The following is a 15133-nucleotide window of genomic DNA, read 5'->3' as shown; positions in this document are numbered from 1 at the left end:
GCCGCCGTTGCCGCCCTTGCCGCCGCCGCCGCCGTCGCCGCCGCTGCCACCGTTGCCGCCGCTGAGGCCGTCCTGGAAGGTCGTCCAGCCGTCCTTTCCGGTTGTACCAGCGCCGCCGTTACCGCCGGCACCGCCGTTGCCGCCGGCGCCGCCGTCGCCCGAGAGCGTCCCGCCGACCCCGCCGTTGCCGCCGGCTCCACCCTGCCCGCCGGCGCCGCCGTCGGGCCCGTTGGAGCCGTCGGGCAAGTTCACCGTGCTGCCGCCGGCCGCGCCTTTGCCGCCGCCGCCGCCGCCGCTGCCGCCGTTGCCGTGGTCGCCGCCGTCGCCGCCGGCACCGCCGCTGCCACCGTTGCCGCCGGCCCCGCTGGCGAGGGTGGCGTTGGCCCCGTTACCGCCCTTGCCGCCGTTGCCGCCGCCGGTCGCTGCGGTGCCGGTGTGGCCGTCGGCGCCCTGGTAGGCGCCGGTGCCCCCGCCGACACCTGCGGTCCCGCCGAGCCCGGCGTTGCCGCCGGCGCCGCCGTCACCGCCGTTGCCGGCGCTGCCTGAGCTGGTGGTGACGCCGTTGCCGCCGTCGCCGCCGGTACCGCCGCTACCGGCGGCCCCGCCGTCACCGCCGTTGCCACCCATGCCGTGGCTGCCGGATCCTCCTGCGGCAACCGCTCCGCCGGCACCGCCGTTTCCACCGGAGCCGCCCGCTGCGCCGCTGCCGCCGAGACCGCCGTTGCCGCCGTTGCCGCCGGCCGAGTCGGCGGAACCGTCGCTGCCGTTGCTGCCGCCGCCGCCGTCGCCGCCCTTTCCGCCGATTCCGCCGTTGCCACCGGTTCCGCCGTTGCCGGAGATCGAGCCACCGAGGCCGCCGTTGCCACCGGCGCCGCCGTTGCCGCCATCAGCGCCGCCGTTGCCCCAACCGCCGATCACAAAGCCGGGCGCACCGGGACCGCCGCCGGCAGCGTTGCCCCCGTTGCCCCCGTTGCCCCCGTTTCCGACATTGCCCCCGTTGCCGCCGGCCCCACCGGCTCCGCCGTTGCCCGAGTCCGTGTGCGGGTCGGCGGCGCCGTTGCCGCCGTTGCCGCCGTTGCCGCCGCCGGCCGCGATGGCGCCGGTCTGGCCGTCGGCGCCTCGGTCGTCGCCGGTTCCGCCTCCCGCACCGCCGGCCCCGCCGCTGCCGGCGTCGCCGCCGTTGCCACCCTGCCCGCCGTTGCCGGCAGACACACTGGTGCCGAAGACGGCGTTTCCGCCGTTTCCGCCGTTTCCGCCGGCGCCCGAAACACCGCCGTTGCCGCCCGCCCCGCCGACGCCGTGGTGTCCGGACCCTCCGGCCGCGACGCCGCCCCCGGCCCCGCCCGCGCCGCCGGCGCCGCCGTCGCCCCCGACGGCGCCGTTGCCGCCGGTCAGGCCGTCGCCGGTGTGGTTATAGAAGGGGCTCGTCGTGGTGCCGTCGCCGCCGTTTCCGCCGCCGCCGCCGGTCCCGCCGACGCCGCCGGCCCCTCCGGTGCCGCCGTCACCGGAGAGGGAACCGCCCAAACCGCCGTTACCGCCGACCCCGCCAGTCCCTCCGGTGCCGCCGGCGGTGCCGTCACCGCCGGCGCCGTACTGCGGACTGGCGCCGTCGTCGCCGACTGTGCCGGTACCGCCACGCCCACCGGCCCCGCCGTCACCTCCGTCGCCGTGATCCCCGCCGTTGCCGCCGGTCCCGCCGTTGCCGCCGGTCCCGCCCACGGTGGTCGCATCCCAGCCGGTGCCGCCGGTGCCGCCATTCCCGACGCCGACCGGTGTGATCCCGGCCAGACCGTCGGCGCCGCTGGTGGCGCCGTCGCCGCCCGTGCCGCCGGCACCTCCGGGACCGGCGTCGCCGCCGTTGCCGCCCGTGCCGCCGTCGGGAGTCGCGGCATTCCCAGCCCCGCCGGTACCGCCGTCGCCCGGTGCGCCGCCGGCACCACCGGTCCCGCCTGATCCGCCCGCGCCCTGGGAGCTGGAGGTACCGAATACGCCGCTCATCCCGCCGGCGCCGCCGTTCCCGCCGTGGCCGCCGGTCCCGCCGGCTCCGCCGTTCCCGGCATTGCCGCCGGTTCCGCCGGCGAGGGTCGCCGCCGCGCCGCTGATGCCACCGCCGCCCGCCCCGCCGGCCCCGCCGGTCCCGCCTGTCCCGCCGGCCCCGCCGGTCCCGATCAGCCGGGCGGCGTTGCCGCCGGCCCCACCGACACCGCCGATGCCACCGGTAAGGCCGGCCGTCCCGCTGCTGCCCGGGCCGACACCGTCGGCACCGGCCGCACCGACCGCCCCGGTCCCGCCGAGTCCGCCGGTGCCGCCGTTGCCGAACAGCCAGCCGGTGGCGTCGCCGCCGGCCCCACCGTTGGCGCCGGTGCCGCCGGTCCCGCCGTCACCGGCGATGCCGAACGAGGTGTCCCCGCCGATGCCGCCGTCGGCCCCGGCGCCGCCCAGGCCGCCGTCGCCGCCGTCGCCGAAGTAGGCCGCGCCGCCGTTGCCGCCGGCCACACCGGCCACGGTGCTGTCCCAACCCGCGCCGCCGTCACCGAACCACAGTCCGCCGGCGCCGCCGTTGGGGTCTGCCTGGGTTCCGGCCAGACCGTTGCCGATCAGCAGGTCGGTGCCGAACAACGGCCCCAGGTACTGGTTGATGGCCGCGTCGACCTGGGTACCGAACGTGCTGGTGATCCAGTCCTGCTGGGAGTCGTGGATCGGCTGGTAGATCCACTGGTCGAACAGTGCGGCCCAGTCAGTGGGATCGCCGGTGGCCGGTGCGGTGCCCACCGTCAGGGCCTGCCACGCCGAGGGATCGAACAGGTCGTCGATCCAGGCGAATTCGTCGGCCCGGGCGGTCGGCGCGGACGCCAACGGAGCCATCCCAAAGGCCAAGAACGCCCCGACGGCCGTGCCGGCGCCCATCACCCGACCGCGACGATGACCAGACATGGGAACCTCCCTGTAATTCCTGCTGTTGCTGTGACGACTACTCATGCGCCGGGCTGACCGGGCTGGCCCTGACTGTTACCGCTGGTGCCGCCGGATCCGCCGGCAGCACCACCGCTGCCGGCACCGCCGGCGCCACCGTCCGCTCCGGATTGACCGTCTCCGCCGCCGCCATGACCAGCACCGGCAGCACCCCATATGCCGGCGCCACCGCCGCCGACACCCGTACCGCCGCCACCACCACCGCCTCCGCCGGTGCCGCCGGCACCGCCGCCTCCACCGCCGCCGCCGCTGTTGGCGCTGGCGCCACCACCGCCGCCTCCGCCACCACCGAATGCGGCGCCGCCGCCTCCACCGCCGCCGCCGAAGTCGCCGCCCCCGCCGTCACCGCCGCCGTAGCCGTAGAAGTAGCCACCTCCGCCGCCGGTGTCGCCGGCGCCGGCTGCGCTGTAGCCTCCGCCACCGCCCCCACCGCCCGCGACCGTGCCGTTGTCGCCGGTACCGCCGCCTCCGCCGGTCCCGGCGACGGTGCCGGTGGCGCCGCGGCCGCCGTTCCCCGGGCCGCCGTAGTAAGAGCCGGCCCCGCCGCCGCCCCCACCGAACCTGCCGCCGCCACCGTCGCCGCCGCCCTGAAAGTCGGTGGGGCCGCTGCCGGTCGGATAGCTGAATCCGGGTGCGCCGGTGGTGCTGGTGCCGCCGCCTCCACCGCCACCACCAGATGCGGCGACACCGTTCACCGAGGCAGTGGCGAGGCCGCCGGTTCCGCCGTCGCCGCCGTCGCCGCCGTTTCCTCCGCCTCCGCCTCCGCCGCCCCCGCCCAGGGCGACACCATCGCCGGCGGCGGCAGCGCCGCCGGCGCCACCGTCGCCGCCACGGCCGCCGACGTTGCCCAGACCGCCGTTGCCGCCGGTGCCGCCGGTGCTGAGGACGTTTGAGCCGTCGCTGGTGCCGGTGCCGCCGGTGCCGCCGGTGCCGCCGTGCAGGCCGTTGCCGCCGTTACCACCGTTGCCGCCGGTGCCGGCCCCGCCGGAGTTGCCGGTGCCGTTTCCGCCGGCACCGCCAGCACCGCCGTCGCCCTGGGCGGCCCGAGTGGTGCCGTCGGCCAGCAGCCCGCCCGTGCCGCCGTCGCCGCCCGTGCCGCCGTCGCCGCCGGTGGCGGAAGCGCCCGCGGTGGTGGGGGCGTCGTCGGCGCCGCGACCGCCCGTGCCGCCGTTGCCGCCGAGGCCCGCGACGCCGCCGTCACCACCGGTGCCCCCGTCGCCGCCGTTCTGGACGACCGCGGCACCGTTGATGGTGACCACCTGCCCGTCGCCGCCCTTGCCGCCGGTGCCGCCGTGGCCACCGGCGGTGCCGTCGTGGCCGGTTGCGCCGGTGCTGCCGTCGATTCCGCCACCGGAACTGACGCCACCGTCCCCGGCAACGCCTGCCGCACCGCGGTCGCCGCCGTTACCCCCGGTGCCGCCGGCACCGGCGGTGTCGGTGGTGCCGCCGTTGCCGCCGTTGCCGCCGTTGCCGCCGTTGCCGGCGTTGCCGCCGTTACCCGCGGCGCCACCGGCGCCGCCGTTGCCGTTGTTGGCTGAGCCGCCCTGGCCGCCGAGGCCCCCGGTGCCGCCATCAGCGCCTTTCCCGCCGGTACTGCCGTTGGGGGTGGACAGCGTCCCACCGGCGCCGGTGCCCCCGTTGCCGCCGGTGCCTCCATCACCGGCGGCACCGCCGGCACCGCCGTCACCGGAGACCGCACCGCCGGCCCCACCGTTACCGCCGTTGCCGCCGTCGCCGCCGGTGACGCCACGTGCACCCGGCTGACCCGGCACCGTGCCGTCGTGACCGTTGCTGCCGGTGGCGCCGAGCCCTCCGACGCCGCCGGCGCCGCCGGTCCCGATCGATCCGGCGGCACCGCCGCTGCCGCCGTTCCCGCCGGCCTGGGCGACGACGAACTCGGCGATGTTGACGACCTGGCCGTCGCCGCCGTTGCCACCAGCCCCGCCGTCACTGTCGGAGCCGGCCGATCCGGTCAAACCGCCATTGCCGGCGGTTCCGGCAGCCCCACCGTCGGCGCCGTGACCCCCGGCCCCGCCGTCACCGGCCTTGCCGGTGGCACCGCCGCCGGCACCATTGCCACCCGTGCCGGCGGCACCGGCGTTGCCACCGTCGCCGGCGTCACCACCGAGGCCAGTCGCTCCGTGCGCCGCGGCGCCCGCGGCCCCACCGTTGCCGCCCGCGCCGCCGGCTCCGGCATTGCCGCCGTCACCACCGTTGCCGCCTGTGTCGGCGGCGGCGTCGGCGCCATGGGCACCGTTGCCGCCGTCACCACCCTGGCCGCCGTCGCCACCTGCGCCGGCGTTACCGCTGACCGAGCCTCCGGCACCGCCGGCGCCGCCCTGGCCGCCGGCGCCGCCCGTCAGGCCGTTGCCGTCTTCATCGACCCCGCCGGCGCCACCCGCGCCGCCGCGTCCGCCGGTTCCGCCGTTGCCGTGATCGCCGCCGTGACCACCGCCACCGCCGGCACCACCGGAAGCGCCCGAAGCACCTGTGCCGCCAGCGCCGCCTGCACCGCCGTTGCCGGCCGGGCCGCTCGGCAAGGCTCCGTCGACGCCGTCCACACCGGCTTTGCCGTCGTTGCCGGCGAAGACGCCCGATGACACCCCGCCCGCACCGCCTATGCCGCCGGCGCCGGCCGTGCCCAGATCACCGCCGGCGCCGCCCGCACCACCGAGACCACCACCGGTGGTGCCGGTGCCACCCGCACCGCCGGCGCCACCATCGCCGGCTACACCGGCCGCACCGCCGGCACCACCATCACCGCCGTCGCCGGCCGCGCCGGCGGTGTGTACCCCCAGGAAGCCTCCCGCCCCTCCAGCACCGCCGGCACCTCCGGCACCGCCCACGCCACCGGCGGCACCACTGCCGGCGTCGCCACCCGCGCCACCGATGCCGCCAAGCCCATCGGTGTTGGCGTTGCCGCTGCCACCGCTTCCACCGTTGCCCCCGTTGCCGCCGACACCGGCTGCTCCGCCGTTACCACCGTTACCGCCGGTCCCGGAGTTCCCAAACAACCCGGCCTGACCACCCGCCCCGCCGGCCCCACCGGCCCCGCCGTTGAAACCGACCTGTCCAGTCCCACCGTGACCGCCCGCGACACCTGCCGCCCCATCGGTGGCCGCCGGATCTGACAGCCCCGACCAACCGAGCGTGCCCGCCATGCCGTCGGCGCCGACACCACCGGCACCCCCATTACCGCCGGCACCGGCGTCACCGAATAAGAATCCGCCGCGGCCGCCGACGCCACCATCACCACCGGCGCCGCCGATGCCACCATCACCGGCGGCACCGGCACCGCCGGCACCGCCGGCGCCGCCGTTGCCCAGTAGCCAGCCGCCGTCACCGCCGGCGCCCCCATCAATGCTGGTGCCGGCGATGGTGCTGCTCACGCCGTCACCGCCGACGCCACCGTTACCTATCATCCCGGCCGCGCCCGCCGCCGAACCGTCAAGACCGGCGCCGCCATCTCCGAACAGCCAGCCTCCTCCGGTGGCCCCGACCAGATCACCGGTGTCGGTGTCGAGATGGGCGTCGACGCCATTGCAGACGATCCCGCAACTGTTCGCGGTTGCGAACAATTCGTTCAGCGACGCGAACGCCCCAGACTGGACCAGGCTCTGACCGAGGTCATAAAGCGGGCTGTAGATGAACTGGTTGATCGTGGTCGCCACCAGGGCATCCAACGCCGCCAACGGGTCCGCCTCGGCTGGGGCCGCTACCGCCAGATCGGACGAACCAAACCAGGCGATCGCCGAACTGACCAGGTCGTCCAGGAGTTCGTCGAACCCGTCGGCGCGTGCCGCTGGCACCGAAAGCGGAGACAACCCGAACGCCAAGAATGTTCCCACCGCACTGGTCGCAACTGCCACACGCCCGACGCGACGTCGCTGACCCGACATGACACCCTCCCGTAGAAAGCCCAAGTGCTCCTCAGCTTTCCCTCAGCACGTCATGCCGACCCCCGTAGTGCACTACCTGTCCTTGCGCCCACTGTCGCGCCGACTACTCACACCACGCACCGACTACCTGCTCGCTCAGCGGCAAATCGAGTCGCTGCGTCAAGCCGGCGTTGCCGATCAGGCCAGCAGTCGGGGCCGCCCGCAGTTGCTGGTGGCCCGCCAGGGTGGCCCGGCGAATGCCTCGTCGTCCGGCGACGGCCGAGTTTGATCGCGCGGAGGAGCTCCGGGTCAGGTCGAGGTGCTTGTCGTCTTAGACGCCGCTGTTGCCGTTGCTGCCGGGGTGGCCGTTGGCGCCGGGGGTGCCGGGGGGACGACGGGGTTGGTGGGGGTGCCGGCCGCTCCGCCGGTGCCGGTGTGAGTAGTGGGTGTTGCCGCCGCCGGCCCCGCCCACTACTCACACCGGCACCAGCAGATCGAGTCCGAAGGCCTGGACAGCGTCTTTGAACTGGACCGACAGAAACTACAAGCCGAACTGGGCAAAACTTCCGAGACGTAACTGTGGGCGACGAGGTGAGCGCGGCGCTGGCGGCGTGCGCACCGGGCTGAGCAGTTTCGGTGAACGACATCACCGTGCCTGGTGAAGGTGAAGGCCGTGGCACGGTGGCCGTGACCCGACACCGGGCCGGTCAGCGGGCGCGATTTATCCCGACTGCCCCGGCACCCCGAGGCTGAGGCCGCCACCGCCGCCACCGCCGCCACCGCCACCGAAGTAGCCGGTGGCGACGCCGCCGACGCCACCACCGCCGCCCGCGCCGCCGACTCCGCCACCGCCGCCCGCGCCGCCGCCGTACTGGCCGTAGCCACCGTTGCCGCCCGCGCCGCCGTCGGGGCCGCCGCCACCGCCGCCGCCGCCACCGCCCCCACCGTCGTAGGCGCCGCCACCGCCGCCGGCGCCGCCAGTGCTCCCAGTACCGCCGGCGCCCCCGTTGCCGGCGTAGTTGTCGTTGCCGCCGCCGTTGCCGCCGCTGGTACTGGTCCCGTTGCCTCCGCCGTCGGCGTAGCCGCCGAGGCCGGCACCGCCGCCACCGCCGCCGAGGCCGGCACCGCCGACGCCGCCGCGAGTGCCACCGCCACCGCCGGCGCCGCCGCTGCCGCTGACGCCAGGGCCGCCACCGTTGCCGCCGGCGCCGCCGTAGTAGCTGCCGCGGTTGCCGGCGCCGCCGTTACCGCCGTTGCCGCCGACGACCCCGTTACCGCCGGCGCCACCACCGCCGCCGCCGCCATTGCCAATGCTATTGCCGCCGTTGCCGCCAGCCCCGCCGCTGCCGTATGTGCCGCCGTTGCCGCCGTTTCCGCCGCGGCCGCCGGCGTTGCCGCCCAAGCCGCCGCTGCCGCCCTTGCCGCCGTTGCCGCCGCTGTCGGGGGTGCTACCGGCCGCGCCGGTGGCACCCGGGGTGGAGCCGGTGCCGCCGGCCCCGCGCGCGCCGCCGTCACCGGGGTCACCCCCGTTGCCGCCGTTGCCGCCGTTGCCGCCGGCATTGCCGTTGAACCCCCTTGCGCCGGTGGCACCGCCAGCGCCGTTGCCGCCGTCACCGGGGGTGCCGCCGTTACCGCCGTTGCCGCCGTTGCCGCCGGCGCCCTGGGTGCCATTGCTGCCCGACGAGGACAACGCGGTCCCGCCGGCCCCGCCGTCACCACCTGCACCGCCGGCCCCGCCATTGGCGCCGTCGCCGCCGTTTTGGCCATCGGCGCCTGGGGTGGCGCCGTCGGCGCCGGTGGCGCCGTTACCGCCTACGCCACCATCGGCGCCGGCCCCGCCGGCTCCGCCGGCCCCACCGTTGCCGGCGTCGGCGCCGCCGTCACCACCCACACCACCGACACCGCCGTTGCCGCCGGCCAGCCCGGTGCCGCCATCACCTCCCGCGGTGGTGGCGTTGGCACCTCCGGCGCCGTTGGCGCCCGCGGCACCGGCCCCGCCGTTGCCGCCGTTGCCGTACAGGCCGCCGTTGCCGCCGGCCCCGCCGTCACCGCCGTCAGCGCCCGCGGTGGTGGCGTTGCCGCCGTTGCCGCCGTTGCCGCCATCACCGCCGCTGTCGGGGGTGCTACCGGCCGCGCCGGTGGCACCCGGGGTGGAGCCGGTGCCGCCGGCCCCGCGCGCGCCGCCGTCACCGGGGTCACCCCCGTTGCCGCCGCCGCCACCGTCACCGTCGTTGATTCCGGCCGCGCCGGTGGCGCCGTTGCCGCCGTCACCGGGGGTGCCGCCGTTACCGCCGTTGCCGCCGTTGCCGCCTGCGCCCTGGGTGCCATTGCTGCCCGACGAGGACAACGCGGTCCCGCCGGCCCCGCCGTCACCACCTGCACCGCCGGCCCCGCCATTGGCGCCGTCGCCGCCGTTTTGGCCATCGGCGCCTGGGGTGGCGCCGTCGGCGCCGGTGGCGCCGTTACCGCCTGCGCCGCCGTCGGCGCCGGCCCCGCCGGCTCCGCCGGCCCCACCGTTGCCGGCGTCGGCGCCGCCGTCACCACCTACACCACCGGCCCCGCCGTTGCCGCCGGCCAGCCCGGTGCCGCCATCACCTCCCGCGGTGGTGGCGTTGGCACCTCCGGCGCCGTTGGCGCCCGCGGCACCGGCCCCGCCGTTGCCGCCGTTGCCGTACAGGCCGCCGTTGCCGCCGGCCCCGCCGTCACCGCCGTCAGCGCCCGCGGTGGTGGCATCGGTGAAGCTGTAGCCGGCCCCGCCGTTACCGCCGTTGCCGACCACCGCGGTGATCGCGGCCCCGGAGCCGCCGTTACTGCCAGCGGTGGCGTCCGCACCGCCGGCCGCGCCGCCGTAGCCACCGGCGCCGAATGTTCCCGGGTCCCCGCCGTCACCGCCAGCGCCGCCGTTGGGATCGGCCGCGGTGCCGGCCGCACCGATACCGCCGTCGCCGGGTCTTCCGGCCGCACCACCGTCACCGGCGGCCCCGCCGTTGCCGCTGGCGCCCGCGCTACCCGACCCGCGCTGGGCCACACCGCCGCCGGACCCGCCCGCACCGCCGTTGCCGCCGTTCCCGCCGTTCCCGCCATTACCACCGTTGCCGCCGGCGCCGTTGTTGCTGCCTGCCACCCCGGCTCCGCCGTCTGCGCCGGTGCCGCCGGCCCCGCCTTGGCCGCCGCTGCCGCCTTGGCCGCCGGCCCCGCCGTTGCCCGAGATCGAGCCACCTAGTCCACCGTTGCCGCCGGCTCCACCGGCACCGCCGATGTTGCCATCGATGCCGTTGCCATCATTTGCGGTTTCACCGCTGACACCAGCCGCTCCCGACCCGCCGGATCCGCCGGCCCCGCCGTTACCCAGCGCCCCGGCATTACCGCCAGCCCCGCCCGCGCCACCATCAGCGCCGGTGCCGCCGTTGCCGCCGTCGCCGCCGTCACCGAAGAAGAAACCGGTCGCGTCACCGCCGGCCCCGCCGTCACCGCCGTCAACGCCGGTGGGACCGGCGCCGCCGGCGCCGCCGTCCCCGGCGACACCGAATGCGGTATCGCCGCCGGCCCCGCCGTTGCCGCCGTCGTCGCCGGTCCCACCGTCGCCGCCGTTGCCGAAGTAGGCGATCCCGCCGTCACCGCCGGCGACCCCGGACTGCGTGGAGTCCCAGCCCGCTCCGCCGTCGCCGAACCACAACCCGCCGGCACCGCCGGTGGGGTCGGCCTGCGTGCCCGGATCGCCGTCGCCGATCAGGATGCCGGTGCCGCCCACCTCATGCCAGGCGGTGTTGAGGAAGGTGTCGACTTGTTCGCCGAACGAGCTGGTGATCCAGTCCTGCTCGGCGGTGTGGATCGGCTGGTAGACGAACTGGTCGTAGAGCGCGCTCAGATCAAACGATCCCGAATCCGCGGCGGCGTCGGGCACGGTGGGGTCCACGGCACCGGCGGCCCAACTGGGGTCGAGCAAATCGAGCAGGTCGTCGAACCCGAAGTCGGCGCGCGCCGGCGGCGTGCTGCCCCACGGGGCCAGCCCGAACGTCAAAAACGCGCCCACCGACGTCCCGACACCCAGCACCCGGGCCCGGCCAAGCCCGCTTGGTCGGTGACGTCGCCGACTCCCGCGCTGTCCCGACATGACGACCTCCTCCGATACGCCCGACGTCAACCCCCACATCAACGCGGCATCAGTAAGTCTTGGCCGGTTCACAGGCCCGCGGCGTGTAGCGCACTACTTGTCTTCGGACCCACCCCGGCACCCACTACTCACATCCGGCACAACCACCGCCCACGATGCGGACGGTCTGCGCGGATAACGGTTCAGGCGAATCGCGCCTCAAGCCCACATTCGGCGAGCACATGATCAGCCGGGCTTGCCCGGATCGCCGTCTTCGCCGGCTTTTCCGAGGCTGCCGGCTGTCCCGGCCGTGCCCTTTGCGCCCGGGGTGCCGCTCGGGGCCGCCCCGCCGGCACCGGCCTTTCCGCCGGCACCACCCGCGCCGCCTTTGCCGCCTTGGCCGGCCGCGCCGGCCCCGCCGTCACCGCCATAGCCGTCGGCGGCGGTGCTGCCGGATCCGCCCGTGGCCACGCCGCCGCCGGTCCCGCCATCCCCGCCTTTGCCGCCGTAGCCGTTGTTCACCCCGGCCACCCCGGCGGCGGAACCGGCGGCAACCACGGCGCCGGCGGCCCCGGCCCCGGCACCGGCAAGGGTTCCGACGGGACGCCCGGCACCCCCGGCAGCGGCGGTTCCGCGGGCACCGGCGGCGCAGCCGGCACACCCGGCGGCCTGGCCGGCGGCAACGGCAAACCCGGTCAGCCCGGCCGCTGAAGCCGCATCAGTCAGCGGACTGAATCGCTCAGAAGCCGACTAAAACGCCTGGCTTGCCGGGCGTGCCGTCGTCGCCGGCTTTTCCGATGCCGCCGGCTGTCCCGACCGTGCCCTTTGCGCCCGGGGTGCCGCTCGGGGCCGCCCCGCCGGCACCGGCCTTGCCGCCAACACCACTCGCGCCGCCTTTGCCGCCTTGGCCGGCGGCGCCGCCGTCACCGATCGTCCCGTTGGAGCCCGAGCCGGTCCCCTTGCCGCCGTTGCCGCCGTCGCCGCCGTCCCCGCCGTCGGAGCCGTCACCGCCTTTGCCGCCGTCGCCGCCGTCACCGCCTTTGCCGCCGTTGCCGCCCAACGCCCCACCGGCCCCGCCGGCCCCGCCGGCCCCGCCGGCGGTGCCCGCGAAGCCGTTAGCGCCCTGACCGCCGGGTCCGCCGTCACCGCCGCTGCCCCCGGAGGCGTTGCCGAAGCCGCCGGCGACGCCATTGCCGCCGTCGCCACCGTCGGCGCCGGCCCCGCCCGCCCCGCCGGCCCCCGCGGTGGATGGGCCGATGTACTTGTAGACCACCTTGCCGATACCGGAATCGCCGCCATTGCCGCCGCGCGCGCCGGCGCCGCCGTCGCCACCGGTGCCGCCATTGCCTGGGTTGGAGGGCATGGCGGTTTGGTAAACAGAGCCGCCGTCACCGCCGCTGCCGCCGGCCTGGCCGGTGACGCCGTTGGCACCGTTGCCGCCGTTGGGGGCGCCGGGGCCGTGGGTGCCGGCGCCGGGGGCGCCGCTGGCGGCCACGGTGCCATTGGCCGGTGGGGGTGCGCCGTCGGCCCCGTCGGCGCCGGTGCCGCCCTTGCCGCCGTTGCCGCCGTTGCCGTAATCGCCGCCGGCGCCGCCGTTGCCGCCGTTGCCGGCAATGGATTTCGGCGCATCGGCGTCCCCGCCGTTGCCGCCGTTGCCGCCGGCGCCGGTGGTCAAGCCGGTGCCGCCGTTGCCGCCGTTGCCGGCCCGGGCGCCCGACGCGGTGGCGTTGCCGCCGTCGCCGCCGTTGCCGCCGTTGCCGCCGTCCGCGGTGGCGTTCTGGCCGTTGCCGCCGTTGCCGCCGTTGCCGCCGGCGCTCAAGTCACCAGCGGCGCCGTTGGCGCCGTTGCCGAGCGCGGGGCCGGTGGCACCGCCACCGACCGTGCCGCCAGCACCACCTGAGCCGGCGTTGCCGACCGCGCCGCCGTTGCCGCCGGCGCCGCCAAGGGGATCGGCCGCGGTGCCGGCTGCGCCGACGCCGCCGTCGCCGGCATTGCCGGCGTTGCCGCCGGCCCCGCCGTCACCGCCATAGCCGTTGGCGCCGGTGCTGCCGGATCCGCCCGCGGCCACGCCGCCGCCGGCCCCGCCGTTGCCGCCGGCCCCGCCGTCGCTGCCGCTGCCGGCGTTGCCGCCGTTGCCGCCGTAGCCGTTGTTCACCCCGGCCACCCCGGCGGCGCCGTCGGCGCCGCTGCCGCCGTTGCCGCCGACCGCACCGTCGCCGCCGAGCCCGCCGTTGCCGCCGTTGCCGGAGATCGATCCGCCGAGCCCGCCGGCGCCACCGGCGCCACCGGCGCCGCCGGCGATGGTGGCATTGGTGCCGGCCCCGCCCGGTGCGGTGGCGTTGGTGCCGTCGACACCGGCCGCGCCGTTCCCGCCGGCGCCGCCGTTGCCGCCGGTGCCGACGGCGCCGCCGTTGCCGCCGTTGCCGCCGGCGCCGCCCGCGACACCGGCGGTGGTGGCGGTATAGCCGTTGCCGCCGTTGCCGCCGTTGCCGCCGAAGGCACCCGTGGAACCTTTCCCGCCCTGGCCGCCGGTGTTACCTCCGGTGCCGCCGGCCGCACCACCGTTGCCCCCGGTGCCGCCGGCTCCGGGGTTGCCGCCGGTTCCGCCGTTGCCGCCGTTGGGGTCGGCGGCGGTGCCCGCCGCGCCGGCACCGCCGTTGCCGGCGTTACCGCCGGAACCGCCGCTGCCGCCGTAGCCGCCGTTGCCGTTCGCTCCCGCGGTACCGGTGCCGCCGTTGGCCACGCCGCCGCCGGTCCCGCCGGTGCCGCCGACCCCGCCGGCGCCGCCGGCGCCGCCATTGCCGCCGCCATTGCCGGCGCCGTTGTCGACCCCGGCCACCCCGGCGCCTCCAGCGGCGCCGGCCCCGCCTGCACCCGCGCCGCCGCCACGGCCACCGGTACCGCCGGCGCCGCCATCACCGGAGGTCGACCCGCCCAGCCCGCCGCTGCCCCCGTTGCCGCCCGCGGCACCGGTGCCGCCGACTCCGCCGGCGCCGTTGTCGACCCCGGCGACCCCGGCCGCGCCCTGGGCGCCGAAGCCGCCGTAGCCGCCGGTGCCGCCGTTGCCGCCGTTGCCGGTGCTGCCGCCGTTGCCACCGGTGCCGCCGTTGCCGCCGGCGCCCGGGTTGCCGTAACCGAAGCTCGTGGCGCCGGCACCGCCGGCGCCACCCTGGCCGCCGTTACCGGTGGTTTGGCCGTTGCCGCCGGTGCCGCCGTTGCCGCCGGCGCCGCTGTTCCCGCCGGTGCTGCTGCCGCCGCTGCCGCCGTTGCCGCCATATCCGCCGTTGCCGCCGATCCCGCCGCCCCCGCCGGTGCCGCCGTTGCCGCCGGTGCCACCGGTGCTGGTGGTGCTGCTGGTGCCGCCGCTCCCGCCGTCGCCGCCGCCCCCGCCGGTGCCGCCGGTGCCACCGACTCCGCCGGTGCCGCCCGCGCCGCCTGCACCGGCGGTGCTGCTGTCGGTGGAGTAGCCACCCTGGCCGCCCTGGCCGCCGCCCCCGCCGGTGCCGTTGGCGCCGCCGGCGCCACCCTGGCCGCCGGCGCCGCCGGCGCCAGCGGTACCGCTGACGCCGCTGCTCGCGCCGCTGCCGCCGAAGCCGCCGGTGCCGCCGGTGCCGGCCGCACCGGTGTCGCCGGTCGTCCCCGCGGTTCCGCCGCTACCGCCGCTGCCGGCCGCCCCGCCGGTGCCGCCGCTGCCGGCATTGCCGGCGTTCCCGCCGGTACCGCCGGTACCGCCGGTCCCGCTGTTGGTTCCGCTCACCCCGTTGGCGCCGGTGCCGCCGAAACCACCGGTGCCGCCGGTGCCGCCGCCGCCGCCGTCGCCGCCGTTACCGTTGGTGCCGGCGCCGCCGCCGTTGTTCGCGCCGGCGTTGCCGCCGTGGCCGCCGGTGCCGCCGGTGCCGCCGTTGCCGGCGTTGCCGCCGGCGGGTCCGGCGCCGCCGTTGGTTCCGCTGACCCCAATGCCGCCGAAGCGGCCGGTCCCGCCGGTGCCGCCCTGTCCGCCGCCGCCGCCGTCGCCGCCGCTGCCGCTCGCCTGCGTCGCGCTGCCGGCACCACCGGCGCCGCCGTTGCCGCCGACACCGCCGGCTGCCCCGGCGATACCCGCCCCGCCGGCCCCGGCGCTGCTGAAGCCGGTGTAGCCGCCGCTGCCGCCTTGGCCGCCCTGCCCGCCGTAGCCACCGTTGCCGGCGGC

2 protein-coding genes and 8 pseudogenes are annotated in these 15133 nt (G+C 77.7%); 3 read left to right on the top strand and 7 right to left on the bottom strand.

From position 1 onward, the window contains the following. Positions 1 to 1218: 1218 nt before the first annotated feature. Positions 1219 to 1404, bottom strand: a pseudogene (locus NM962_06055) (hypothetical protein). A gap of 505 nt (positions 1405 to 1909) precedes the next feature. On the opposite strand from NM962_06055, the pseudogene NM962_06050 reads away from it, so the two are divergent. Next, positions 1910 to 2050, top strand: a pseudogene (locus tag NM962_06050) (DUF3494 domain-containing protein). A 95-nt stretch (positions 2051 to 2145) separates the two neighbouring features. On the opposite strand, the pseudogene NM962_06045 reads toward NM962_06050, so the two are convergent. Both NM962_06045 and NM962_06040 read right to left on the bottom strand, forming a co-directional pair. Then, positions 2146 to 2535, bottom strand: a pseudogene (locus tag NM962_06045) (hypothetical protein). A 440-nt stretch (positions 2536 to 2975) separates the two neighbouring features. Then, positions 2976 to 6842, bottom strand: coding sequence for a PE family protein (locus NM962_06040; GenBank protein UVO13656.1), 3867 nt, complete (start codon positions 6840 to 6842; stop codon positions 2976 to 2978). Between the two features lie 82 nt (positions 6843 to 6924). On the opposite strand from NM962_06040, the gene NM962_06035 reads away from it, so the two are divergent. Continuing rightward, entirely contained in the window at positions 6925 to 7140 is a 216-nt protein-coding gene (locus NM962_06035) for a hypothetical protein (protein UVO13655.1), read from the top strand. A gap of 528 nt (positions 7141 to 7668) precedes the next feature. On the opposite strand, the pseudogene NM962_06030 reads toward NM962_06035, so the two are convergent. Beyond that, positions 7669 to 10965: pseudogene (locus tag NM962_06030) on the bottom strand (hypothetical protein). A 451-nt stretch (positions 10966 to 11416) separates the two neighbouring features. Here NM962_06030 and NM962_06025 point away from each other — a divergent pair. Next, positions 11417 to 11518: pseudogene (locus NM962_06025) on the top strand (calcium-binding protein). A gap of 1536 nt (positions 11519 to 13054) precedes the next feature. Here NM962_06025 and NM962_06020 read toward each other — a convergent pair. The 3 pseudogenes from NM962_06020 to NM962_06010 form a co-directional block, all read right to left on the bottom strand. Beyond that, a pseudogene (locus NM962_06020) lies at positions 13055 to 13240 on the bottom strand (hypothetical protein). 450 nt (positions 13241 to 13690) lie between these two features. Then, a pseudogene (locus NM962_06015) lies at positions 13691 to 13930 on the bottom strand (hypothetical protein). A 330-nt stretch (positions 13931 to 14260) separates the two neighbouring features. Next, a pseudogene (locus NM962_06010) lies at positions 14261 to 14515 on the bottom strand (hypothetical protein). Positions 14516 to 15133: the final 618 nt, after the last annotated feature.

The sequence above is a fragment of the Mycobacterium sp. SVM_VP21 genome (assembly GCA_024758765.1).
Lineage (GTDB): Bacteria > Actinomycetota > Actinomycetes > Mycobacteriales > Mycobacteriaceae > Mycobacterium > Mycobacterium heraklionense_C.
The sequence above is the reverse complement of the archived record's forward strand: the minus strand, read 5'-3'. Positions and strand labels throughout refer to the sequence as shown.